23 protein-coding genes are annotated in these 24,232 nt (G+C 47.3%); 20 read left to right on the plus strand and 3 right to left on the minus strand.

The window, feature by feature from the left end; genetic code table 11:
* From hisH to BLS15_RS12050, 11 genes are all read left to right on the plus strand, one after another.
* Window positions 1–645, plus strand: a complete 645-nt coding sequence (gene hisH / locus BLS15_RS12000) for an imidazole glycerol phosphate synthase subunit HisH (protein ID WP_021252848.1) — start codon at window positions 1–3, stop codon at window positions 643–645.
* Between the two features lie 33 nt (window positions 646–678).
* Window positions 679–1,422: a 1-(5-phosphoribosyl)-5-[(5-phosphoribosylamino)methylideneamino]imidazole-4-carboxamide isomerase gene (gene hisA, locus BLS15_RS12005; protein ID WP_021252847.1), complete on the plus strand. Its 744-nt coding sequence runs from the start codon at window positions 679–681 to the stop codon at window positions 1,420–1,422.
* A 24-nt stretch (window positions 1,423–1,446) separates the two neighbouring features.
* On the plus strand, window positions 1,447–2,205 hold the full coding sequence (hisF, locus tag BLS15_RS12010) for an imidazole glycerol phosphate synthase subunit HisF (RefSeq protein ID WP_021252846.1): 759 nt from the start codon (window positions 1,447–1,449) through the stop codon (window positions 2,203–2,205).
* Complete coding sequence (gene hisIE / locus BLS15_RS12015; RefSeq protein ID WP_090511672.1) at window positions 2,202–2,906, plus strand: bifunctional phosphoribosyl-AMP cyclohydrolase/phosphoribosyl-ATP diphosphatase HisIE; 705 nt, start codon at window positions 2,202–2,204, stop codon at window positions 2,904–2,906. The genes hisF and hisIE overlap by 4 nt, the downstream gene beginning before the upstream one ends.
* 417 nt (window positions 2,907–3,323) lie before the next feature.
* Window positions 3,324–5,135, plus strand: a complete 1,812-nt coding sequence (locus BLS15_RS12020) for a tetratricopeptide repeat protein (protein ID WP_021252844.1) — start codon at window positions 3,324–3,326, stop codon at window positions 5,133–5,135.
* Between the two features lie 39 nt (window positions 5,136–5,174).
* Window positions 5,175–6,140, plus strand: coding sequence for a thioredoxin-disulfide reductase (gene trxB, locus BLS15_RS12025; RefSeq protein ID WP_021252843.1), 966 nt, complete (start codon window positions 5,175–5,177; stop codon window positions 6,138–6,140).
* A 288-nt stretch (window positions 6,141–6,428) separates the two neighbouring features.
* Window positions 6,429–7,379, plus strand: a complete 951-nt coding sequence (locus tag BLS15_RS12030; protein WP_090511676.1) for an ROK family glucokinase — start codon at window positions 6,429–6,431, stop codon at window positions 7,377–7,379.
* 30 nt (window positions 7,380–7,409) lie between these two features.
* Window positions 7,410–8,306, plus strand: coding sequence for an RNase adapter RapZ (gene rapZ / locus BLS15_RS12035; protein ID WP_021252841.1), 897 nt, complete (start codon window positions 7,410–7,412; stop codon window positions 8,304–8,306).
* 12 nt (window positions 8,307–8,318) lie between these two features.
* Entirely contained in the window at window positions 8,319–9,305 is a 987-nt protein-coding gene (gene yvcK / locus BLS15_RS12040) for a gluconeogenesis factor YvcK family protein (protein WP_021252840.1), read from the plus strand.
* 6 nt (window positions 9,306–9,311) lie between these two features.
* Window positions 9,312–10,244, plus strand: coding sequence for a DNA-binding protein WhiA (whiA, locus tag BLS15_RS12045; protein WP_021252839.1), 933 nt, complete (start codon window positions 9,312–9,314; stop codon window positions 10,242–10,244).
* A 119-nt stretch (window positions 10,245–10,363) separates the two neighbouring features.
* Window positions 10,364–10,630, plus strand: coding sequence for an HPr family phosphocarrier protein (locus BLS15_RS12050; protein ID WP_005545782.1), 267 nt, complete (start codon window positions 10,364–10,366; stop codon window positions 10,628–10,630).
* A gap of 207 nt (window positions 10,631–10,837) precedes the next feature.
* Here the strand turns inward: BLS15_RS12050 and BLS15_RS12055 are convergent, their stop codons facing one another.
* Window positions 10,838–11,332, minus strand: a complete 495-nt coding sequence (locus tag BLS15_RS12055) for a hypothetical protein (protein ID WP_021252838.1) — start codon at window positions 11,330–11,332, stop codon at window positions 10,838–10,840.
* A gap of 286 nt (window positions 11,333–11,618) precedes the next feature.
* On the opposite strand from BLS15_RS12055, the gene BLS15_RS12060 reads away from it, so the two are divergent.
* The 6 genes from BLS15_RS12060 to BLS15_RS12080 all read left to right on the plus strand — a co-directional run bounded on the left by BLS15_RS12060 (window position 11,619) and on the right by BLS15_RS12080 (window position 16,767).
* The gene (locus BLS15_RS12060) at window positions 11,619–12,389 is read left to right on the plus strand and encodes an SIMPL domain-containing protein (RefSeq protein ID WP_021252837.1); all 771 of its coding nucleotides are present in this window, start codon (window positions 11,619–11,621) and stop codon (window positions 12,387–12,389) included.
* A gap of 454 nt (window positions 12,390–12,843) precedes the next feature.
* On the plus strand, window positions 12,844–12,984 hold the full coding sequence (locus tag BLS15_RS28965) for a hypothetical protein (RefSeq protein WP_155987351.1): 141 nt from the start codon (window positions 12,844–12,846) through the stop codon (window positions 12,982–12,984).
* A 7-nt stretch (window positions 12,985–12,991) separates the two neighbouring features.
* Complete coding sequence (locus BLS15_RS12065) at window positions 12,992–13,963, plus strand: ABC transporter ATP-binding protein (protein ID WP_028533457.1); 972 nt, start codon at window positions 12,992–12,994, stop codon at window positions 13,961–13,963.
* Window positions 13,960–14,811: an ABC transporter permease gene (locus BLS15_RS12070; RefSeq protein ID WP_021252835.1), complete on the plus strand. Its 852-nt coding sequence runs from the start codon at window positions 13,960–13,962 to the stop codon at window positions 14,809–14,811. The genes BLS15_RS12065 and BLS15_RS12070 overlap by 4 nt, the downstream gene beginning before the upstream one ends.
* Window positions 14,808–15,626 (plus strand): ABC transporter permease, encoded by an 819-nt coding sequence (locus BLS15_RS12075; RefSeq protein ID WP_021252834.1) that lies wholly within the window; start codon window positions 14,808–14,810, stop codon window positions 15,624–15,626. Before BLS15_RS12070 ends, BLS15_RS12075 begins: the two co-directional genes overlap by 4 nt.
* 94 nt (window positions 15,627–15,720) lie before the next feature.
* Window positions 15,721–16,767 carry an ABC transporter substrate-binding protein gene (locus BLS15_RS12080; RefSeq protein WP_021252833.1) on the plus strand — a complete coding sequence of 349 codons (1,047 nt, stop codon included), beginning with the start codon at window positions 15,721–15,723 and terminating at the stop codon, window positions 16,765–16,767.
* A 75-nt stretch (window positions 16,768–16,842) separates the two neighbouring features.
* On the opposite strand, the gene BLS15_RS12085 is transcribed toward BLS15_RS12080, so the two are convergent.
* Window positions 16,843–17,523 carry an alpha/beta fold hydrolase gene (locus tag BLS15_RS12085; RefSeq protein ID WP_021252832.1) on the minus strand — a complete coding sequence of 227 codons (681 nt, stop codon included), beginning with the start codon at window positions 17,521–17,523 and terminating at the stop codon, window positions 16,843–16,845.
* A gap of 457 nt (window positions 17,524–17,980) precedes the next feature.
* On the opposite strand from BLS15_RS12085, the gene BLS15_RS12090 reads away from it, so the two are divergent.
* The 3 genes from BLS15_RS12090 to BLS15_RS12100 all read left to right on the plus strand — a co-directional run bounded on the left by BLS15_RS12090 (window position 17,981) and on the right by BLS15_RS12100 (window position 21,691).
* The gene (locus tag BLS15_RS12090) at window positions 17,981–18,937 is read left to right on the plus strand and encodes an ABC transporter permease (protein WP_021252831.1); all 957 of its coding nucleotides are present in this window, start codon (window positions 17,981–17,983) and stop codon (window positions 18,935–18,937) included.
* 18 nt (window positions 18,938–18,955) lie between these two features.
* A complete protein-coding gene (locus BLS15_RS12095; protein WP_021252830.1) occupies window positions 18,956–19,867 on the plus strand; it encodes a carbohydrate ABC transporter permease in 912 nt (303 codons plus the stop codon).
* 216 nt (window positions 19,868–20,083) lie between these two features.
* Window positions 20,084–21,691 carry an extracellular solute-binding protein gene (locus tag BLS15_RS12100; protein ID WP_090511680.1) on the plus strand — a complete coding sequence of 536 codons (1,608 nt, stop codon included), beginning with the start codon at window positions 20,084–20,086 and terminating at the stop codon, window positions 21,689–21,691.
* A 106-nt stretch (window positions 21,692–21,797) separates the two neighbouring features.
* On the opposite strand, the gene BLS15_RS12105 is transcribed toward BLS15_RS12100, so the two are convergent.
* Window positions 21,798–24,107: a helix-turn-helix domain-containing protein gene (locus BLS15_RS12105; RefSeq protein WP_090511684.1), complete on the minus strand. Its 2,310-nt coding sequence runs from the start codon at window positions 24,105–24,107 to the stop codon at window positions 21,798–21,800.
* Between the last annotated feature and the right edge of the window lie 125 nt (window positions 24,108–24,232).

Genomic DNA, 24,232 nt, shown 5'->3' on the forward strand with positions numbered 1-24,232 from the left:
ATGATCGCCGTGGTCGACTATGGGATGGGGAACCTTCATAGTGTTAGCAAGGCGGTGGAGCGATTAGGATATGAGGTCGTCCTGACCAGTTCCCGTAAGGAATTGCTGACTGCTGACGGCATCATTCTTCCAGGGGTTGGGGCATACGGAGATGCCATGCAGGCGCTTCGGGGAAGCGGGCTCATTCCCACTCTGCAGGAGGTAGTTGAAGGAGGCAAGCCAATGCTCGGCATCTGCCTAGGCATGCAGCTGTTGTTCGAGGGAAGCGATGAACATGGCTACCATGAGGGATTAGGCATGCTGCCAGGTCGTGCGGTGCGTTTCGAGGGCGGATCTTATAAGGTGCCGCATATGGGCTGGAATGAGCTGATGTGGAAGCAAGCAGCACATCCATTGGCGAGAGAGGCGGAGAATGGTTATGTGTATTTCGTACATTCCTACCGAGTAGTTGCGGAAGAGCAATCAGATGTACTTGCGACGTGCAGCTATGGAGGCGTTGAAGTCGCGGCAATAGTAGGGAGCGGCTCTGTATATGGAATGCAGTTTCATCCGGAGAAGAGCGGAGCATTGGGACTGCGCCTGTTAGGGAGATTTTTGGCGCTGACTGGCTCGGGCAGGCAATCCATACAACTGGCCAGATCATAGACAGGAGAATGATGGGAGAGGAAGGCGAGGCAGATGGCAGCGTTCACGATATATCCAGCAATCGATATTCGCGGGGGAAAGTGTGTCCGGCTTGTACAAGGGGATTATGGGCAAGAGACGGTCTACGATGAGCGCCCTGTAGAAGTAGCGCAGCGTTGGGAAGCGAATGGCGCTTCTTGGATTCATCTGGTGGACTTGGATGGAGCGAAGGAAGGGCGCCCGATCAATGCGGAGCTCATTGGTGAAATTGCACGGTCTGTAGCGGTTCCGATACAGGTTGGCGGCGGCCTGCGCACGCTTGAGGACATTGAGCAGCTGCTGGAAGCGGGTGTGGCACGTGTCATATTGGGCACAGCGGCAATAGAGGATCGTGGCTTCGTTGAAACCGTACTTGGCAAGTATGGCGACCGCATTGCGATTGGCATCGACGCCCGCAATGGATTCGTTGCCACACGTGGTTGGCTGGAGACCTCGGAAGTGAAGGCGGGCGTGCTTACGGCTGAGCTTGCTGCGGCAGGGGCGAAGACATTCATCTTCACGGATATCTCTCGAGACGGCATGATGAAGGGGCCGAATATCGAGGCAATTGTACAACTGGCGAAGGTCTCGGGGCAGACCGTAATTGCTTCTGGGGGCGTCAGCAGTATGGATGATATTCATGCTCTATCCAAGTATGCGGTTGATGGTGTAGGTGGAGCAATTATTGGCAAGGCACTCTATACAGGCAGCATTGATTTGGCAGATGCAGTACGGCTGGAGGCAGCCGTACGAAGCTAGCCATACGGAACGGGGGCGATTGCGGTGTTGGCGAAGCGTGTAATTCCTTGTCTAGATGTGAAGGATGGCCGTGTTGTAAAAGGCGTCAATTTTGTTCAGCTTCGTGACGCTGGAGATCCGGTGGAACTTGCTGCGCTGTATGATCAGGAGGGCGCAGATGAACTGGTGTTCCTAGACATCTCCGCGTCTATCGAGGGTAGGGCAACGATGGTGGAGGTAGTACGGCAGACCGCAGGAGAAATCTCGATTCCTTTTACAGTGGGTGGCGGAATCTCTTCTGTCGATGATATGATGCGCATGCTGCGTGCAGGTGCGGACAAGATCGGCATAAATACAGCGGCTGTGAAGCAGCCAAGTCTCATAACGGATGGTGCGCGGCGATTCGGGTCGCAATGCATCGTAGTAGCCATCGACGCCAAGTACAATGAGACCTGGGGAGAATGGGAAGTGTATATTCACGGTGGGCGTACACCTACTGGATTGCGTGCAGTGGCTTGGGCACAAGAGGTGGAGCGGCTTGGGGCAGGGGAATTGCTGCTGACAAGCATGGATGCGGACGGAACGAAGGATGGCTTCGATAATAAGCTGACACGTGCAGTATCCGATGCTGTCGGCATCCCCGTTATTGCTTCAGGCGGTGCAGGGCGAGCAGGTGACTTTGTGGAGGCATTTACGGAAGGACATGCCGATGCTGCGCTTGCAGCGTCAATATTCCACTATAAAGAAGTATCGATTGCAGAAGTGAAGGAGGCGCTTCACGCAGAGGGGGTACATGTACGATGACGCAACAAGTAATAGTAGATGGAGAACGCTTGGCTGCATCCATCCGTTGGAATGAATACGGCCTCGTGCCGACTGTTGTACAGGATTCCATCACGAAGGAAGTCCTTATGGTGGCGTATATGAATCAGGAATCCTTGCTCTTGTCGTGCGAGACAGGAGAGACAGTATTCTGGAGCAGGTCTCGTCAAGAACTGTGGCACAAGGGCGCAACGTCAGGCAATACGCAGCGAATCGTATCCATAGCCGTGGATTGTGATCAGGACACACTGCTCGTGCAGGTCAGTCCAAGCGGACCGGCTTGCCATACCGGAAGCCGTACTTGCTTCGAAAGTGGCCATATGGGATATGTGAGGGAAGAAGAGAATCATGTGCCAGTTGTAAATTCGGTGCTGGCAGAGCTGGAGAACCTTATAGCACAGCGGCAGATTGAGCGTCCTGAGGGATCATATACAACCTACTTGTTCGAGAAGGGTCTCGATAAGATATTGAAGAAGATAGGCGAGGAGTCTACCGAGGTTGTGATCGCAGCGAAGAATGACAACAAGGAGGAACTAGTTGGGGAGATTGGGGATCTGCTGTTCCATATGCTTGTTCTGCTACGCGAACGCAACATTGCGCTGGGAGACGTGTTATCCGTACTGGAGGCGCGCCACCGTGGGGCTAGACGGGATACGTATAATCAGAATGGGAAAGTAAAGTAATGATTACAAGCTGCATAGGATGGCGGGCGATGTCATGTGTTCCTTATGAGAGGTGCGCAATGCAATTGCCCGCCTATTGTTCGTTGTTTGCGTGGTTGTGAACTTGAATATGAACATATCTAAATAGGGGTCAACAGATTGCCTGTGATCAAGATTTGAGTTATAATAAGATAAGAATTATTATTATATAAAAATAAAACATCGATTTTCTGGTGTATTACCGAGGTGCATCTTCTGAAATCTCCGACCCTTGCGGTTGTGGGAAATATAGAGGCTTCTGCCTGAATCTACAGAGAAACGCGAGGTTTGAATCTGTCCCTTGGAAAGACTTCGCGAAAGGGATGCAGGAATTGAGCGTCAATATGATATACTGTTGGGTATGTGTACAGTATATGAGTGTCAGGAGGGGCCTTGGCGATGGCAGAACAGAACAAGGTAGTTATGTTCCCGATGGATGCTGCTTCGTTCTCTGAACGTGCGGTACAATCGTTGGAACGACTGCACTACGACAAGGCGTTGACATATTTTCGCAAGGCGGTGGAGTGCGAACCGGACAACCCTATCCTGCAGTGCAATCTAGCAGGAACGCTTGCAGAAGCAGGGCGGTTCGAAGAGTCTAACGATACATTGCACCACATCTTGCATGAACTCGATCCGAATATGAATGAATGCTACTATTATATGGCGAATAACTTTGCTTATATGGAGCAGTTCGAGGAGTCGGAGGCGATGCTTGAGACGTATTTATCCCGTGATCTCACAGGAATGTATACGGAAGAAGCGGAGGAAATGCTCGAAATGATTCGTTTCGAGGCGAAGCAGTCTTCTTCATCACAGCATCGCGGTGAGCAGAATGTGGGAGTTCAATCGTCAGCTGCGAAGCTGCCGTCAGCGCTGAGCGACGAAGAGATGGGAATCTCTGAGCAGGCAGAGGATGAGCATGCAGAAGCACGCATGCTGCTCGAAGCCGGCCGGTTCGTCGAGGCAGAGAAATTGTTGAAGCGGGTTGTGGATTCGGATCCAGATTATTTGGCCGCCTGGAACAACCTGGCGTTAGCTTATTATTATATGGGGCAGTTCGATGAAGCGCGGGAGGCACTTGATGCCGTGCTTGAGAGAGATCAAGGGAACTTACACGCATTGTGCAACTTGGCGATATTCGAGCGCCATGCCGGCAATGAAGCTGTCGTCCAGCAGCTTATTGCAATGATTGGCAAGATTCAGCCCTTCTATCGGGAGCATCTGTTCAAGATAGCGACTACGATGGGTATGTTGGATGAGCATGAGCTTGCTTATCAGCATTTGCGCCGCTTAGTAACAGGCCATATGCTGCGGGAAGCGAGTATTTACCATTATGCGGCAGTAGCGGCTTGCCGCTTAGGTCGATATGAGGAAGCATCTCGCTGGTGGGCAGTATGCCGCAGACTGGATCCCGATTCCGGCATAGCAACGTACTATATGGAACGATTGCAGCAGCGTGATGGGGGAGATATCGATCCTATGCCAACCTATCATTATCGTCTACCTTATGAGGAGGCTAGCCGCAGGGCTGCTTCAAAGGCTGCTTCAACTGATGGCAGTCGTTCGAGTCGTTCAGGGGACGGCAAGGATTGGGAGCAGCAGCTCAAGAAAGATCCGCTCGTACGAGCTTCATTATTCTGGGCACTGCGATTCGGTGAGCCGGATGTCAAGCTTCAGGCACTCCAAGCGATGAGCTTGCTCGGTGACGATGAAGCAAATGATGCGCTTCGCTCTATGCTGTTGGATCCAGATCAGGATGCATACATGAAGCAGGTTGCTGTATATGTGCTGCGTATGCATGGGGTAGAAGATCCAATTGAGGTAGAATGGAAGGGCGAGTACATTCAAGTTCACCGTAATCATATTGCGAATCGTCTGCCAGTCTGGGAGTCGCAATGGCAGCAGGTACTGGATATATTGCGTGATTCTATGAAAGAGCGGTACGATCTGTTTCAGATGCATGATGCAGAGACGCTTTGGATTGAATTTATTACGCACTTATATCCCGATGAGGTGCCACGAATTGGCAAGGCGGAAAGCTGGGCTGCAGCGATCGAATTCATTATCGCGAAGATGATACGCCGTGAGATGTCCTATCAGCTTGCAGCAGAGCAATATGGTGTATCGGCAACTACCGTTGCCAAGCATGTGAAACGAATGGAAGACACTTGTCAGGTAGAAGCTAAAATCAAGCAATCCTTTACATGAAGATAAAATAAATACTTGATTATAAGGGAGGCCAACCCCATGGAGAACAAAGTATATAAATCAGTTGTTATCGGCACAGGACCTGCTGGTTATACAGCAGCGATTTACTTGGCTCGCGCCAACTTGAACCCGCTTGTGATCGAGGGACCACAACCAGGTGGACAGTTGACGACGACTACAGAAGTTGAGAACTTCCCTGGGTTCCCAGAAGGCATCCAAGGTCCTGAATTGATGGACAATATGCGTAAGCAAGCTGAGCGCTTCGGTACGGAGTTCAAGACAGGCTGGGTAAACAGTGTTGATGTGTCTAGCCGTCCATTTAAACTTCAAGTTGAAGGTGTAGGCGAGATTGTCACAGAAACGTTAATTGTAGCAACAGGCGCTTCTGCGAAATATATGGATATTCCAGGTGAGCAAGAGAACCTGGGTAAAGGGGTCAGCGCTTGCGCGACATGCGACGGATTCTTCTTCCGTGGGAAGAAAATCATTGTTGTCGGCGGTGGTGACTCTGCGATGGAGGAAGCAAGCTTCTTGACTCGCTTCGCTTCCGAGTTGACACTCGTTCATCGACGTGACGAGCTTCGCGCATCGAAGATTATGCAGGATCGCGCGAAGAATAATGAGAAGATCAAATGGGGCTTGAATCGTACTCCAATTGAGGTCGTATCTACAGGCATGGGTGTTACAGGTCTCAAGGTGAAAAACAATGAGACAGGCGAAGAAGAAATTCTGGAAACGGACGGTTTGTTCGTTGCTATCGGCCACAAGCCAAACACAGATTTCTTGAAAGGTCACATTGAACTGGATGATCATGGCTATGTAATTGTGAAGCCAGGTTCTACGGAAACGAGTGTACCAGGCGTATTTGCTGCAGGTGACGTGCATGATACGAAGTATCGTCAGGCGATTACAGCAGCAGGTTCTGGCTGCCAAGCAGCTTTGGACTGCGAGAAGTTCTTGGAAGGACATATTACGCAGGACTGGAGCCAGTCTTTGAATCAATAAGGTAAAAAAGTACTCACTTTTCGAAAGTTGGGAGCCAGTAGGCTCCCTCTTTATTTTCGTACGATTAAATCAGGTGGTCGAGCGGAAAAAGTGGGAGTGGCGAGTGTGTCGAACGGACTGGAACGTATGGCCGAAAATTAGGCCGCAGGGAGGGCTTATACGCGCTTCTGGCGCGGCTTGGCAACGCTTGGCTAGGGGCTCCGTTCTCTTGACCTGACTAGTGGGTTCGCGTATAGTGGGTACTGAAAGTACCATAATTCGATTACGTATATAAAAGGTGGATGACGCATGTCTGAGCAGATCTACGTGGGTGTCGATTTGGGCGGTACGGCCATTAAAGTTGGAATCTGTGATGCGGAAGGCAAGCTTCTGCATACATTTGAGGGACCAACTGAAGTAGCTAAGGGTCCGGATACTGTCATGGATAATATCGAAAAATATGTTCGTCTCATTGTGGAACAATCTCCTTACGATTGGAGCCAGGTGGCTGGCGTCGGCGCAGGAGTCGCAGGATTTACGAATGTAAAGGAAGGCGTTATCATCTTGGCGCCCAACGTAGGATTCAAGGATGTGCCGATCCGTTCCATATTAGAAGAACGTCTAGGCAAGCCAGTTAAGATTGACAATGATGCAAATGTTGCCGCACTTGGCGAGGTGTGGAGCGGCGCAGGCAAGGGCATTGACCATTGTGTTTGCTACACGCTCGGAACGGGTGTCGGCGGAGGCGTTATTATTAACGGTAGAATTGTACAAGGATTCTCAGGTCTAGCAGGAGAGCTTGGCCATATGGCGGTAATCCCTGATCTGGAAGCGATCCAATGTGGCTGCGGCAAGATGGGGTGCTTGGAGACAGTATCTTCGGCTACAGGTATTATTCGAATGGCCAATGATGCAGTTGAACGCGGAGATCGCACTTCCTTATCCTTGGTAGAGAGCATTACAGCAAAGGATGTATTCGATGCGGCGAAGGCGGGAGATGAGGTCGCAGTGCGCATCGTATCCCGTGCAGCTTATTATTTAGGCAAGGCGATGGCTGCTGTAGCAGTGACACTGAATCCAGAGCGGTTCATTATTGGCGGAGGCGTATCGAAGGCAGGCGAGTTCCTGTTCGAGCAAATTCGTGAAACATTTATGAAATTAACACCTGACCCGGTTACGCGCGGCGTATCCATCGTTCCAGCAGAGCTAGGCAATGATGCGGGTATGATTGGTGCGGCAGGCTTGTTCTTGCGTTCGTAGCCGAATCTTGTAAGAAGGAGAGGACGAACGATGATGGAATCGACAGAGATGACAGCTCTTGCGAAGCTGGTTATCATTACGGGGATGTCTGGTGCAGGGAAGACAATAGCTGTACAGAGCTTGGAGGATCTCGGTTTTTTCTGCGTGGACAATTTGCCGCCAGTACTTATACCGAAGTTTGCTGAACTCATCGAGCAGTCCAAGGGTAAGATTGGCAAGGTAGCGCTTGTCATTGATTTGCGCGGCAGAGAATTTTTCACGGCCTTATCAGAATCCATTAATTATATTCGGGATCACTTTACCATTAATTGTGAAATATTGTTCTTGGATGCAACGGATGCTGTTCTCGTGCAGCGATATAAAGAGAGCCGTCGCCGTCATCCTCTCAATCCAGGCGGCATGCCGCTTGAAGGAATTAAGCAGGAACGCACACTGCTGGAAGATTTGAAGGGTTGGGCGACACAGGTTATTGATACGAGCAATTTGAAGCCTGTACAGTTGAAGGAACGAATTGCGGCGCGATTCACGCACGCGGATCAGAATATGATGTCGGTGAATGTGACTTCGTTCGGTTTTAAATATGGGGTGCCGATTGATGCGGATCTCATTTTTGACGTACGTTTTTTGCCGAATCCGCATTATGTGGAGCAATTGCGCCCGAGAACTGGACAGGATATTGAAGTATATGATTATGTCATGAAATGGCCAGAAACACAGGCTTTCCTTGCTAAGCTGCTTGATTTGCTGAATTTCCTTATGCCGCAGTATCGCAAGGAAGGGAAAGGTCAGGTTATCATCGGCATCGGATGCACAGGCGGCAAGCACCGATCAGTGGCCATTGCAGAATATTTAGGTCGTACAATCGGAGCGAGTGATACGGAGGTTGTCCGTGTCAGTCACCGTGATGCTGAGAGAGATCGGCATTAGTGGAGGGTCGTTATGGCATGTGAAAAAGAAGAGCGCGTAAACCCACGTATCGTAGTTATGGGCGGCGGCACAGGGCTGTCGGTCATGCTTCGAGGGTTGAAGGAGAAGCCGCTCGATATTACCGCAATCGTTACTGTGGCGGATGATGGAGGCAGCTCTGGTATATTGCGCAGCGAGCTGCAGATGCCCCCGCCAGGAGATATACGCAATGTATTGACAGCGTTGGCTGATGTGGAGCCATCGCTGTCGGAAATGTTGAAGTATCGCTTCAAGAGTGGATCTGGACTTGCAGGACATAGCCTGGGTAATTTGCTATTGGCAGCGATGACAGACATTACTGGCGACTTCGTTGCAGGTATTCGAGAGCTGAGCCGCGTACTTGCGGTTCGGGGTCGGGTACTGCCTGCAGCCAATCAAGCAGTTGTCCTGAAGGCTGAGATGGAAGACGGGTCTATTGTGTCGGGCGAATCATCAATCCCGCAAGCCGGCCAGCGCATTAAGCGTGTGTTCTTAGAACCGGAACAGGTGGAGGCGTTGCCTGAGGCAGTTGAGGCGCTCCGTCAGGCGGATGCCATCCTGATTGGACCAGGAAGCCTGTATACAAGCATTATTCCTACCTTGCTCGTACCGAAGCTGGCACAGGCAGTATTGGAATCAAATGCGGTAAAGATTTTTGTATGTAATGTGATGACTCAGCCGGGGGAAACGGATAACTATTCCGTGAGTGATCATTTGGAAGCTGTTCAGCTTCATGTCGGCACTCAATTGTTCGATTATGTTATCGTGAATAATGGGGAGATTCCGCCGCAAGTTCAGGATAAATATGCCGAACAGGGGGCAAAGGCTGTCCATTTGGATATGGAAGAAGTGACGAAGCGTGGATATCAGGTAATCGCGGATTCTTTAGTGCTGTTCCGCACCTATCTGCGTCACGACGCAGATAAGCTTAGTCATCATATTTATCAGCTTGTGGAAAATTGGATGTTACGAAAGAGGTGAGCCGCTATGTCTTTTGCAGCACAGACAAAAAAAGAATTAACCATGATCGAATCCGAGTCGTGCTGTGAGAAGGCGGAACTGTCTGCGCTAATGCGCATGAACGGTTCTGTGCAGCTCTCGTCCAACCGCAAGGTAATATTGGACATTTCTACTGAGAATGCAGCGATCGCACGCCGCATTTATACGCTTGTTAAAACGTATTTTCAAGTGCATACGGAGCTGCTTGTACGCAAGAAGATGCGCTTGAAGAAAAATAATGTGTACATTGTACGTATTCCGACGCGTGTGCAGGAGATTTTGCGTGACCTGCACATTGTATCGGAAGGGTTCTTGTTCACGGACGGCATTGACACGCAGATTGTTGAAAATAACTGCTGCAAACGCGCATATTTGCGAGGAGCGTTCATGGCAGGAGGATCGGTGAATAATCCAGAGGGATCTTCCTATCACTTGGAGATATCCTCGATGTACGAGGAACATTGCCGCGCATTAGTTGATCTGGCGAATGAGTTCCAGTTGAATGCACGATTCATTGAGCGCAAGAAGGGCTTCGTCCTGTACATCAAAGAGGGCGAGAAAATTATTGAGTTCCTCAATATCATCGGTGCTCACCAGGCGCTGTTCAAGTTCGAGGATGTCCGTATTATGCGGGATATGCGCAACTCCGTGAACCGAATCGTCAATTGTGAAACGGCTAACTTGAATAAAACGATTGGTGCTGCTGTGCGCCAAATCGAAAATATTCGTTATCTAGATAGGCATCTTGGATTAGATAAGCTCCCAGATAAGCTGAGAGAAGTTGCCGAGGTCAGATTGGCACACCCGGATATTAATCTGAAGGAAGTGGGAGAGCTTCTGGGCGGTAAGGTTAGTAAATCCGGTGTCAATCATCGACTGCGCAAGATAGACGAGCTGGCTGAGCGAATGCGCAACGGATAGCGAGATAAACTTTATTCCTCGCTTAAAATCGTTTATAATGCTAATATGTGATGAAATAGAGCAAATTAGCGTAGATTTGTGTAATGTAAACTACATGGAATATAGGGGGTATGATTCGCATGGCTCAACAACCAATTGTCGTACGTTTGAAGACTGGACTGCACGCAAGACCTGCGGCCTTGTTCGTTCAAGAAGCGAATAAATATTCTTCGGATATCTTCGTTGAAAAAGAAGATAAGAAAGTCAATGCTAAGAGCATCATGGGTATTATGAGTCTCGCAATCAGCACCGGCACGTCAATTACCATTACTGCGGATGGCGCGGACGCCGATCAGGCTGTAAGCGCTTTAGTCGGGCTTGTAAGCAAAGAAGAATTGGACAGCTAATCTGTAGCTGACATCGTGTTCAATCATAGTGGAAGCAGCGAGCTGCCACTGTGATCAAGAGAAGAGCCATAATGGCTCTTTTTTTATTATGGTAAGCTTGTCGAATGGTGCATCAGATGAACGGTATGAAATGTGATACAGCCTGATCTCCTTCAAGAGATCAGGCTGTGTTTGTGTGCCGCTGTTACAATTAATTGTCGAGCGCACCTATTCTCTATAGACGTCAACAGATCCTTTTACATTCCCATTGATGCGCAGACGATATGTATTGCCTGGCTTGAGCTTATAGAAGTATACAGGTGCATTTTGATAACCTACACTAAGTTCGCGTGATTCTTCGATCAAATAACCTGCCCAAGGGTAGTACATCTCTAATTCGACCTTGAATTTTGCATTACTGCCGGTATTTTTCTCAGAGCTGACGTTCAACTGGAGGGTAGTGCGGAGAGTGTCGCTAGGAACCACGATGTCTTTCTTAATTTGTTGTTGGGTTGTCGTGGAGAAATCAGCTGACCATTCGTATACAGCGATATATGCCTTAGCAATGTCTTGTTTTTGGAATACCTTCGAATACCCCGATTCCGGTCTGTACTTCTGTTCGATCATCATTTCATCAGCAGATTTAGCTGATAATGATGCAGGAGCAAGCATGCTCAATGCAAGAGCGACAAGTAAAGCAAATTTCCCTTTGTTACGAATCACATGTATTCCTCCTCAGACGTCTTTTAATGGAAATTACAGCTCTACCATATCATGGTTTTTCACCGATCGACAGGTCGAAATAAGCATAAAATGACAAAAATTGTATAAAACTGTAGATTAATGATTATAAAAATGAATCTGCAGCGTTACATTTGTACCGATTCAATAGCCGCAGAAAATACATCTAAAGTTATGGCCGGACTTGCAACAATATTTATCTTATTAACGTTTAGAAGACAAGAAGCAAGTCAATCTTACATTCTATAACGTGATGGAGGAATGGATTATGACGCAATTGACAGGAAGAATGACATGGCGTCGAATGACGATGGCGGTCATGCTTACAGGAGCGCTGCTTGTGGGGACAGGAGTTGCGGCACCGGTGCCTGTGCATGCAGCAGCGGCAGAATTCAGCGTGAAGGATACGGTGAACGTGTCGGGCATGGGAGAATTGGAAGTAACGCCTGATGTGGCTTATGCGGAGCTTGCAATAGATACACGTGGGAAAACAGCGGCTGAAGCACAAAAGCAAAATGCAGTGTTGTTCGAAAAAGTGAAACAGGTGCTTACTTCGAAATATGGTATTCAGGAAAAGGATCTGAAGACGGTCAATTTCTCGGTTAATCCTGAATATAAATACGTGGAAAATAAAGAGCCTCAAATCATAGGCTATCAAGCTCAACATGCTGTGCGTGTGACGTATCGTGATTTGAATCGACTAGGGAGCTTAGTAGATGCAGCTACTGATGCAGGTGTGAACCGAGTAGTCCGTATTCAATTCGATACGGAGAAGCGCGCTGACTATGAGGCACAGGTGCTGGAGAAGGCAGTGCAGCATGCAGCGAAGAAGGCATCTGCACTCGCGAAAGCGGCAGGCCGTGAAGCAGGTGCAGCTCTTACGATTACAGAGTCTGGGGCGGACTGGTCCCCAATACGCGTGATGTACGACGCAGCAGCAAGCCCGTCGGATATGAAAAAGGATGTGGCTTCAACTTCAGTGCAGGGCGGACTTATTAAGTTGAATGCACAGGTTCAAATTCAATATCAATTGAAATAAAGAACGCAGAAACAACTGAAATGAAGCGTGCAGTAACAGCGTCGGCATGGGTGAAAGCCTTCTGTTAAATCAATGAAATATTCCCAATTAGGTGGGCAAGAGTACATCAGAAATGGCGCTGTATCAAGGGGCACTCGTGTCAGAAATGACATAGTGCCTTTTTGTATGGAAGCCATCTTGGATTAGGGGTTGTATTTTAGGGAACAAAGCCCTAGAATGTAACAGGGGAATTGAATATTATCGTATTCTCCGATAGTTCGAATGTAAATAAGTGCCTCATGGCCTGATCGCTATTGGAAATAGGTCGAACCGTTGAAAAGAAATGTATGTTTTTGTCGAAATTACGTTAAAATAAGTTGTATCGTCAGACAAAACGATGTATATTGGATATGCAAAAACGCCAACGTGAACGGGACGTAGAAGCCATACCAATGGATATGGCTTTTTTTGCTTAATGAATAAGAACGTATCCTATACACTGCGCGCATTCTTGTTCATCCCATTTGGGGTGGTGCTGCAGAGCGTGTTAGCATGCCATTGCGATGGCACGCTGCATGCAGGAACAGCTGCTCCAATTGGCAGACTGACGATGTAAGGGGTTGATGCTAATGATTGAACTGGTAAATGTGGAGAAGCATTTTGCCGGGCAACCCGTTGTGCATCCTCTGTCGCTTACGATTGGCGAAGGGGAATTTTTGACGCTGCTCGGTCCGAGTGGTTGTGGGAAGACAACCATTTTACGCATGATTGCTGGCTTTGAACAGCCTTCATCTGGCCATATCCGCCTAGATGGAGAAGATGTTACGAACTTACCTCCGAACAAGCGGAATTTGAATCTTGTATTTCAACATTACGCGTTGTTCCCTCATATGACGGTCGAGCAAAATATTCAATTCGGCCTAAAGATGAAGAAAATTCCGCAAGCTGAACAGCGCAAGCGTATTGATGAAGCCATTCGCTTGACGCAGCTAACAGCACTTGCTAAGCGTTATCCGCATCAATTGTCTGGTGGACAGCAGCAGCGTGTTGCGATTGCACGGGCAATTGCTAATAAGCCGAAGGTGCTGCTATTGGACGAGCCGCTTGGTGCACTTGATCTGCAGCTGCGCAAAAATCTGCAAGCTGAACTGAAGCAATTGCAGCGGAGCTTGGGCATTACATTCGTATATGTAACCCATGATCAAGAAGAAGCGATGATGATGTCGGATCGAATCGTGATCATGAATAACGGACGTGTCGAACAGATCGACTCTCCTAAAAATATTTACGAACGCCCGGAGACGTTGTTTGCAGCTACGTTTGTAGGGGAGAACAACGTATTCCATGAAGAGAACCTCTTCACCGTACGTCCAGAGAAAATTCATGTGACAGCGGATGTGGAAGGTGCGCCTCGTACTGGAATTATTCAGGATATCGTTTATTTGGGGAACATCCATAAGCTGATCGTGCACTTGGATAACGACCAAACGAACGTATCAGTTGTGCTTGACTTCAAGGACGAGCGGACGTGGGAGATTGGCCAGCATATTGGAGTAAGCTGGAGTAAGCAAGATGAGGTGATGATCGGCTCATGAAACGCTCATTTGGCATCATTGCGCCGGTCGTATTGTGGCTGACGATATTCCTTGTCGTGCCGATGATCGCGGTCATCGCTGTATCCTTCATGCAGCGCGACGAGCTCGGCAATATCGTCTTTTCGTTTACGCTGAACAATTATGAACGATTTTTCGATCCCTTATACTTGGGTATTTATTGGGATACGCTGTGGCTATCCGTGCTAACAACGGCAATTTGCTTGTTGTTCAGCTATCCGCTTGCATATTATATCTCGACGACGAGCCCGGCGAAGCAGAAGCTGCTGCTCATTCTCATTACGGTTCCGTTCTGGATTAACTTCCTGATTCGGACATATGCATGGGTACTCTTGCTGCGTACGCAAGGGGTCGTCAATCAGACGCTCCTTGATCTGGGATTGATCGCGGAGCCTCTGCAAATGCTCTATACCAAGGGAGCAGTACTGCTTGGAATGGTCTATACGTTCATTCCGTATATGGTGCTTCCGATTTATGTTTCTTTGGAGCAAATGGACAAGCGATTGCTAGAGGCATCCAGTGATTTGGGTGCTACGAAATGGAAGTCGTTCTGGCATATTACGCTGCCGCAGACGAAGTCTGGCATGATGACAGGCAGTGTGCTGGTCTTCGTGACAACAGCGGGGATGTTCGTTGTTACAGACATTCTGGGCGGTGCTAAGGCGCAAATGCTCAGCAATATTATACAGAATCAGTTCCTAGGTGCGCGTGACTGGCCATTCGGTTCCGCGCTGTCAGTCGTGTTCGTGATCAGTTCCCTAATTATTATTGGGCTGTTCAACAGAGCACTCCGCTCCAAATATGATGCATCGAAGGAGGCGGGGGCATGAAGGCAGCAACCAAAAAGAAGCAGAGTCCGCTTCTTGCGCTCCATTCGATACTGTTAATTCTATTTATTTATATACCTGTATTTTTGATTATCGCGTACTCGTTCAACAATTCACGGATTAATTCGAATTGGAGCGGTTTCACGTTCAAATGGTACAGTTCACTATTCGACAACCGACAAGTAATGGAAGCACTTAGCAACAGCTTGTCGATCGCATTGATATCTACAGTCATCTCGACTGTACTCGGTACGATAGCCGCAATTGCACTTCGCCGAATGACTGCCAAGCGCAAGCAAGGCGTAATCGGATTGTTGTACTTGCCGATTATTGTACCGGATATCATTATGGGCTTGTCCCTACTGGTGCTGTTCAGCCAGTTTAAGATTGATCTGGGCAAAATGACGGTTATTATTGCACATATCACGTTCAGTATTTCATACGTGTATGTGATTGTTGCTTCTAGGCTTGCCAACATGGGTAAGCAGCTTGAAGAAGCGGCATCTGACCTTGGTGCTACACCATGGCAGACATTCCGCTACGTTACGCTGCCTTCGATATGGCCAGGCGTACTTGCCGGAGCGATCATGGCTTTTACACTGTCGATTGATGACTTTATGATCAGCTTCTTTGTTGCCGGACCGAACTCGACAACATTGCCGATTTACATTTATGGATTGGTAAAACGGGGGATCTCTCCAGAGATCAACGCCTTGTGTACGCTAATGATTATCTTGAGTGTTGTGCTGATCGTGCTGGCGCAATGGTTGTTGAACCGCGGTAACGGAGAGAAGAAAAGCTCTATGCTGCCGTTCTAATTCACTGTTCACCCGATGTGAGCAAGTGAATTTGAATCATAATAATTAATACATTCTAAGGATCTGTTGCAGGATCAGAGAGGGGTAACAAGAATTGAACAAAAAGAAATGGTTCGCGGTCGTATTGGCCGGGATGTTGGCACTTACTGCACTGGCAGGCTGCTCTTCTAAGCCGGAGCAAACATTGAATTTGTATAGCTGGGCAGATAACTTCGATATGGATATGATCAAGAAGTTCGAATCGGAGAATAACGTAAAAGTTAACTATGCGATTTTTGCCAACAACGAGGAACTGCTGGCGAAGTTGAAAGCCGGCGGCGCGAATTATGATTTAATTCAACCGTCCGACTATATGGTGGCTAGCATGATTAAGCAAGATTTGCTGGAGCCGCTTGATTTAAATCATATTCCGAATTTCCAATACGTCACGGATCGTTTCAAAAACCCTGAATTTGATCCTGGCAACAAGTACTCTATTGTATATACATGGGGTGTTACAGGCATTGCCTATAACACAAAATATGTGAAGCAAGCTCCAACCGATTGGGCGGATTTGTGGAAGGATGAGTACAAGGGTAAAGTACTTCTTCTGGATGACAACCGCGAGATCTTAGGTATGGCGCTGAAGAAGGCAGGCAAATCGAACAGTTCCCAAAATGAAGCGGAAATCAACGCGGCTGTTGATGACCTGCGCAAGCTTGTTCCGAACGTGCTTGCATTCGATACGGACAACATCAAGCAGAAGATGATTGCGGAAGAAGGCTGGATCGGTACGGTATGGTCTGGCGATGCATCTGTCATTCATGGTGAGAACCCAGATGTTGCATTCATGATTCCAAAGACAGGAAGCACGATCTTCTCGGACAACTATGCGATTCCAAAGGGTACGAAGAATAAGGAATTAGCGGAGAAGTTCATCAACTTCATGCTTGATCCAGAGAACAGTGCGAAGAACTATGAGGCTATCGGTTACAGCAATCCTGTGACGAAGGCAAAAGAGCACCATAGCAAAGAGTATCTGGACAACAAGATGATTAACTTAACTGACGAAGAACTGAATCGTACAGAATGGCTCGGTGATGTTGGTAAAAATATTCAATTGTATGATCGCTTGTGGACAGAACTAAAGAGCGGAAGATAATCGCATAGTATTGATTGAACAATAAATGCCCTTAATCCACACCTATATGTAGGATTAAGGGCATTTTTATGTTGATTACAGATTCAGGAGCAGCTTGGACAACGGTTCGGGTTGAGTCTTCATGAGCCAATGCCCTCCTTGCTCGAGACTCATATGGCGCCAGCCAGCATCCCGGGCACGTAAGGCCATTGCGCGGAAAAAGGCAGCCATCGGCCAACTATCAGGATGATCCAGCGGTTCTATGTAGATGCGAGGAAGGGCAGCGGCACGCTCATTGGTAATAGATAGCTCCTGCATATACGAACGGGTCGGCATTGGCGATTTACGTGGATCTGTTAAGTTAGGTGGTGCAATAAACGCCGGTGTGTCGTCATCTACAGTATTTGGATAGGGATTATCCAAGTATGGAGCTGAGAGGGTTGCGACAGACTCTCCATGCCGGGGAATCATGGCATCAACATAGACCAGCTGCTTGATTCGATCAGGCACAATTTCAGCTACCCCGGTGATTACCATTCCGGAGAAGCTGTGTCCAACAAGAATAACATCCTCGAGCTGTTCATAAGTAAATACCCCTACAATATCCTGAATGAATGTATGGAGATCAATGTCTGGATGAGCTAGATGTGTTCGCTCTCCAAGACCAGTAAGGGAGGGAGTATACACAGCATGACCAGCTTGTCGAAGCAGGGATGCGACTTCCTTCCATACAAATCCGCCATCCCATGCTCCGTGAACAAGAAGATAAGTAGACAATTGAATCTTTCCCCTTTCTTATACATGTGTCCATGTTTGTAAGTTTATAACTTCATTAGTTCTATGATTATAGAACTATCATACATCCTGATTCAGAATTCAGCAATAGATGGAAGGGTTGGAAGCTGAACATTAAGCGTTGTATTCAGCCTTGTTCGATATGTTTTTCCTGACAATGTGTAATATATGGTGTGTGATCGGTAACATCAAAATGTACCAATTTCGCCTGCAACTGAGGTAGTACCGACGCAGGGGGCGTGATCAAAAAACGCGCAGTGGCGCGGTTGTAAAGGATATGTTAACGACAATGCGGAATCGACATATTTACGATATTGGTAAAGGATGCCTAAAATGTTCTCATGAAAGCGTTAGCATGGCTTCATGCACAGTTCATCGTTTCATCAATGAAAGTAACTGTGCCAACCATGCCATCATTTGAAGGGAGGGAGTGGACACGATGCAAGGAAATGGACAGAGTGCCCTTTCAATGAACGTGGTTCCAAATAAGAAGAAACCGACGTGGAAGAAGATGCTTCAGAATTGGGAGTTGTATTTATTTATTGCTCCTGCATTTTTGTACTTCCTCATTTTCCATTACGGCCCGATGTACGGGATTCAAATTGCATTCAAAAACTTCATCCCAGCGAAAGGGATTATGGGGAGCCCATGGGTCGGATTCGACCACTTCGAGCGCTTCTTCAACTCGTACTACTTCTGGGATCTGTTGTGGAATACGCTGAGCATCAGCTTGTATGAGCTGGCGATAGGCTTCCCGCTGCCAATTATATTGGCGCTTGCCTTTAATGAAGTTAAGGATGGGATATTCAAGCGAACGGTACAGACGATAACCTATGCACCGCACTTCATTTCCGTTGTCGTCATGGCAGGTATCATTATTACGTTCCTGTCTCCTTCAACTGGTATCATCATTCATATCATTAAGTTCTTCGGATTTGAACCGGCCTCTTTCCTTACGGATCCGGCATGGTTTAAGACAATGTATGTCTTGTCTGGTGTGTGGCAGGGTACAGGCTGGGGGACAATCATTTATTTGGCAGCCTTGTCCGGTGTCGATCCACAGCTGCACGAAGCAGCCGTCGTGGACGGTGCGAACCGGTTCCAACGTATCTGGCATATTAACATTCCGGCAATTATTCCAACGATTACAATCTTGCTCATTTTGAACATGGGCAGCATTCTCGGTGTCGGATTTGAAAAAATATTGCTCTTGCAAAACCCACTCAACATGGAATCTTCTGATGTCATATCGACATTTGTATATCGTTCAGGTCTAGTAGATGCGCAGTACAGCTTCTCCACGGCGATAGGTTTATTTAACTCGATCGTTAATGCTATTTTGCTCATCGTTGTTAACCAAATCGCGCGACGCACGAGCGAAACAAGCTTGTGGTAGGAAGGAGGAGAATGGAACATGGCTGCTACTGTGAAAGAAACGAGAGCGGACAAGATTTTTATCGTATGTAACTATATTTATTTAACGATAGCTTTGATTCTTGTATTGTATCCTGTGTTGTATATTCTAAGCGCGTCTATCAGTGATCCCAAGATGGTAGCCTCCGGTGAAATGTGGCTGCTCCCAAAAGGAATCACATTTGACGGTTATGCACGCGTGTTCGAGAACTCAAAGATATGGAGTGGTTATGGGAACACCATTTTATATACCGTTGTAGGTACTTGCGTTAACCTAGCCGTAACGTTACCGGCAGCATACGCATTGAGTCGATCGGACTTCATTGGACGTAACTTCTTTATGGGGATGTTCCTGTTCACAATGTTCTTCGGTGGCGGATTAGTTCCGGGATATCTGTTGATTAAAGAATTGGGGCTAATCAACAGTATGTGGGCGTTAATTTTGCCGGGTGCAGCATCGGTCTGGAACATCATCGTGGCACGGACATTCTTCCAATCCACGATACCTAGAGAACTTCAGGAAGCAGCAAGCATTGACGGCTGTACGAACATGCGGTTATTCCTGCAGATAATTTTGCCGTTGTCAGCTCCGATCATAGCCGTTATGGCATTATTCTATGGGGTTGGACATTGGAACAGCTACTTTGGCGCTCTCATTTATTTGAATGAAGAGTCGAAATATCCACTGCAAATGATCCTGCGTCAAATTCTTGTTCTGCAGGAAATGTCGGCAGAAACGACTGGTGCTGCGGTAAGCAGTTCGGTTGCCGCTGCGCTAAACAACAAGGCAGAAATCGCATCGCTCGTCAAATATTCGGTCATTATTGTTTCGACTTTACCAGTTATCGTGGTATACCCATTCTTGCAGCGGTACTTCGTGCAAGGGGTTATGATTGGATCGGTCAAAGGATAGCTTGAACAGACTGTTGCAAATTTCAGAATGCGCTTGTGAATGTATCCAGAGTAAAATTCATCAGTAACGAATCTCGTCTATTTCGTCTAGTGAGCATGAAAGATATGTACGTTGTCATTGTCGAATCTATGAACGGTAATAAACGAAGGCTCGCCTTTGCTTATTATAGAAGCAGGACAAAGAGTATAATAATCATCAAAAGGGAGGATCATTGCCATGCAAAAATGGAAAAAAACGTGGGCATTATTGATGTCTATGACCTTGATCTTCACAATGCTCGCAGGATGCGGATCGTCAGACAAGCCTGCCGCAGAGGGAAGCAAAGGTAGCGAGGAAGCACTTAGCAACTTAAATCAAGAAGGCTTCCCGATCGTCAAGGAACCTATTACACTTACGATGATGGGACAAGACGTAGGGATTCAAAACTGGAAGGATATGGCCTTACTGAAGCAAATGGAAGAGAAGACTGGCATTAAGTTCGAATACCGAAATGCACCTCTCGACAGCTTTGATACAAAACGCAACCTTGTATTTGCTAGTGGCGATTATCCTGATGTGTTCTTCTCCGGTCAATTGCAGTCTGCAGATGAAATCAACTATGGAAGCAGCCAAGGCGTACTGATTCCTTTGGAAGGACTTATTGAGAAGTATGCACCGAATTTGAACAAAATCCTGAATGACAATCCAGATATTCGCAAGTCGATTACGACGCCGGATGGACATATTTATTCCCTGCCAAGCATTGACTTGGATGCAGGCTGGTATCGTGGTCCATTGTGGTATAACGGCAAGTTCTTGAAGAAGCTTGGCATGGACAAAGTACCATCCACAACGGATGAACTATACACATACTTGAAACGGGTAAAAGAAGAAGATCCGAACGGAAATGGCAAGAAGGATGAAATTCCGCTTGTTTCCGTTAAGCTTGACGACATTCGCATGTGGTTGTTCGGCTCTTGGGGGATGTATGGCGAATTCATCTATGCGGATAAAGCAGGAAAAGTTCACTACTCTCCAATGGAGGAAGGATACAAAGGCTATCTTACGTTCTTGAACAAGTTGTGGAACGAAGAATTGTTAGATCATGAAACCTTCTCCCAAACGGATGAGCAAAAGAAAGCAAAAGGGAAAAATAATCAAGTGGCATTGTTTGCTGATTACCATGCCTACTTCACATTGGGCGGCGAGCCAAGCATGACTGACCCGATGTACGCTCCTGTGAAAAGCGAGATGGGCGAACCGGTTGCAGCGAAGCATCCAGGTTTGATGAAGGGCGTATTCGCGATTACGAACAAGAACAAAAACCCAGAAGCAACCATGCGTTGGGTAGACTTCTTCTATTCGGTAGAAGGCTCCGAATTGCTTAGCTATGGCCCGGAAGGCACGCTGTGGGAGTATGCAAACAAGGAAGACCATACAAAGAAACAACTTCCGGTACCGGATGGTAAGGATCGTGAGGACTATCGTGCAACTTTGACGCCGGACTATGGTACGATCGTTCCGAAAGTCATGACAGAAGAAGTGAAACGTGGATTCGAAGGCGAATTCGAGAAGTGGTTGAAGAAAGAAACAGAGGAAAAAATCAATCCGATCGCGAAAGTTCCATTCCCGAGCGTATATTTGTCCGAGGCTGATCAGCAGCAAGTATCGAGCTTGCGCTCTGACCTCGACACTTACGTGAAGCAAATGGAAGCGAAGTTCGTAACAGGGCAAGAACCGCTTGCGAATTGGGATAAGTATGTAGGTACATTGAAGAAGATGGGCGCTGAGAAAATCGTTGAGGTTTATCAAAAAGCCTATGACCAATGGAACTCAGGAAAGTAAACGTAGTTGTAACCCGTAAATTGTGAAATAAGCTAATCGGAAAGAAAACGAGCACCTTAGGCTTCCTATTCTGCCTTTGGTGCTCGTTTTCTTTGTACGTATGCACTTAGCTTATAGATTCATCGTCCGCATCTGCGGCAGCTTTTGCTTGCTCGCTTGAAGCATGAAGCTTTCGGTATTGGCCTGGTGTATATCCCATCTCTTTCTTGAACTTACGAATAAAGTTCGGTGTATCCAAATATCCGACCCTGACGATGATGTCCTTCAGCGGATCACTAGTCATCAGCAGCTGGCGAATGACCTCATCCATGCGGCGCTGCCATATATATTGAGAGAAGTTGCTGCCTGTCTTCTCCTTGAACGAACGGCTGAGATAAGAGGACGAGATAGAGAACTTCTGTGCGGTCGCTTCCAAGCTCAAGCTGTAGTCGGTATACTGTTGATCGACGTACGCAATAACGCTGTCCATTAAAGAGAGCTGTTCATTTTCCGAGTTGCGCTCTACTTGTTCGCAAATATGTGCGGCCAGGAGCTGAAGCTTCTTCTCAAGCTCCTCCAGTGACTCGAAGGAGGTGAAGCTCGGAATATCGCGAATTAACTCGTTCAAGCCGAGCTCAGACGCTGTCTTTAGCAAGGTATTCATAATATCGAAGCAAATACAGCGAAGGAGAGAGATCGATACGCGCTCTGCCTTCAGCTTGTTGAATATCGCTTCAATCATTTGCATTGCAACGGTATCATTGCCCTGCTTCAAGCTTTGTGTAAGCTTAAGCAGGGAGTCCTTAGCGATCCAGAACGTATCGTTTGGTGTATGGGACAGCTTGTTGAAATACGTAATGCTGCCCTTGCCGTTCGCCATGCGATACTCCAGCGCAGAAGCTGATTCGATATAAGACTGATTCAAGAGCGCTGCATCCTCATAGGCATTACCAACACCAATGGATGGGATGAGGTGCGTGCTCTCCATCACGATGATTCGAAGAGCTTCGACGATTTGTTCCATCTGGTGCTCCACGGAGATTCTTGAGTCCTCATTCATACTGACGATGAGTGCGAATTGATCAAAATGCGGCAGTTCAATGCCATATGCGTGTGCACCGTATTCCGGAATTTCGATCTCCTCGAGCAGCTCTACAATCTGTTGACGATGCTGCAAGGCATCTGCGATGCCAGGATACTCGTCCCAAGAGATTGCAATGATGAAATAGTATTTGCCTGTCAGTTCAATGCCGATCATCTCCATAATATGTGCAGATTCTGGGTTGTCCAGCTTCCCATGCTTGAGCAGCATGAGCAGAAATTGATTGCGGGCAAAGGGCTCTTGAATATCGACGCGGGCACTATAGTCATGCAGAGTTTTACGAATCCACTCCAATTCATTTCCTCTCTTAGGCGCCGGCTGTGCAGCAGAGGCTTCTTCATTCAACAAAGCGAATTCCATAAGATCATGGATAGGATGGTATTGCTTGCGAGCTAGGAATACGGCTGCCAGAATGCCGGCGATGACCACTACAGCGAACGCGAGCATGAAGAAGGTCTGAATATGGAACACACGTCCGAAAAATTGCTCGCTCGGCATGGCCGTTACATAGGTCCATCCATTCATAGAGGATTTAACGGACACAACAGATTGCTGCCTGTTATCCAGCTTCAAGCTATGGATGCCGGAACCAAGCTCTGACAGCAAGTGAATCTCATTTTTCGGGATAGGTTCTCCATGATTATTCTGGGTAAGAACACGGCCCTTCTCGTCGAAGATGTAGGTATTGCCTTTGAATCCATTCAAAATGGTGTCCATAAGCCCCGTTAGCTTCGATTCCTCCATTAGGAACAGCACTGTTCCGTGTGGAGACGAGCTGTTAGGAGTGATTGGGATCATGTACGCAAGCATGGACTTGGTAATATTCATGCTTAAGTTAACGGATTCTGCTGGTCGCACGACAGGATAGAGCTCAGTTTCCAGCTCCTTAATAATGTCCTTCTTGCTCCAGTCCTCGAATAGATAGTATTGATCAAAGAGGACATCTACATTGGTCATTCCTTTTGACGAGTAGATGGCGTGGCTGTTCCTGTAGAAAAGGAATAGCTCTTCTAGAATGGAACTGTTCGCTTTATATTTGCCGAGCGCGGATATCGCATCGCGGCTGTAATAGGGATGCCGTATCATATAAGGTGTCAATTGTTCATCATAAGCAATGCGAGAAGCAATGTCTCGAAGCTCCGTCATGCGAGAATCGATGTTCAGCTTCACCTGATTGAGCTGGTTCACGTTCGATTGCTCAATTTCGGAACGAAGATTGTTTACGGCATTTTGATAGATAAAGATCGTGAGAACCACTAATGGGATGAGAAAAATCAATATATACGACCATATGTACTGTAATAGCAGCTTCGACCGAAAATAGTTCCAACTCATCCTGACAAGCCTCCTAGTAGTCTCTTGATGTAATCTTGCTATGAAGTGAATCTGGCAATTAGTAAGAAGACAATTTAATAGAGAAAAGATGCTGATGATTTGTAATTATTGTATACGTTTCGCTT

This window comes from Paenibacillus sp. cl6col (assembly GCF_900102125.1).
Lineage (GTDB): Bacteria > Bacillota > Bacilli > Paenibacillales > Paenibacillaceae > Paenibacillus_B > Paenibacillus_B suaedae.